2 tRNA genes and 2 rRNA genes are annotated in these 628 nt (G+C 47.3%); all 4 read left to right on the top strand.

The features are described from left to right. Positions 1-91, top strand: a 16S ribosomal RNA gene (locus tag ACJHYW_RS25295); the annotation flags it as partial. Between the two features lie 68 nt (positions 92-159). Next, positions 160-236: transfer RNA gene (locus ACJHYW_RS25290), tRNA-Ile, on the top strand. Between the two features lie 42 nt (positions 237-278). Then, a tRNA-Ala gene (locus tag ACJHYW_RS25285) sits at positions 279-354 on the top strand. Positions 355-537: 183 nt separating this feature from the next. Further along, a 23S ribosomal RNA gene (locus ACJHYW_RS25280) occupies positions 538-628 on the top strand; the annotation flags it as partial.

Below are 628 nucleotides of genomic sequence, written 5' to 3'. Positions count from 1 at the left end.
CGGGAGGGCGCTTACCACTTTGTGATTCATGACTGGGGTGAAGTCGTAACAAGGTAACCGTAGGGGAACCTGCGGTTGGATCACCTCCTTACCTTAAAGAAGCGTACTTTGAAGTGCTCACACAGATTGTCTGATGAAAATGAGCAGTAAAACCTCTACAGGCTTGTAGCTCAGGTGGTTAGAGCGCACCCCTGATAAGGGTGAGGTCGGTGGTTCAAGTCCACTCAGGCCTACCAAATTTGCACCGCAAATTTGAAGAGGTTTTAACTACATGTTATGGGGCTATAGCTCAGCTGGGAGAGCGCCTGCTTTGCACGCAGGAGGTCTGCGGTTCGATCCCGCATAGCTCCACCATCTCTGTAGTGATTAAATAAAAAATACTTCAGAGTGTACCTGCAAAGGTTCACTGCGAAGTTTTGCTCTTTAAAAATCTGGATCAAGCTGAAAATTGAAACACTGAACAACGAAAGTTGTTCGTGAGTCTCTCAAATTTTCGCAACACGATGATGAATCGAAAGAAACATCTTCGGGTTGTGAGGTTAAGCGACTAAGCGTACACGGTGGATGCCCTGGCAGTCAGAGGCGATGAAGGACGTGCTAATCTGCGATAAGCGTCGGTAAGGTGATA

This window comes from Escherichia sp. WS3063 (genome assembly GCF_046486595.1).
GTDB classification, from domain to species: domain Bacteria; phylum Pseudomonadota; class Gammaproteobacteria; order Enterobacterales; family Enterobacteriaceae; genus Escherichia; species Escherichia coli.
This window is presented reverse-complemented; position numbering and strand designations above follow the sequence as displayed.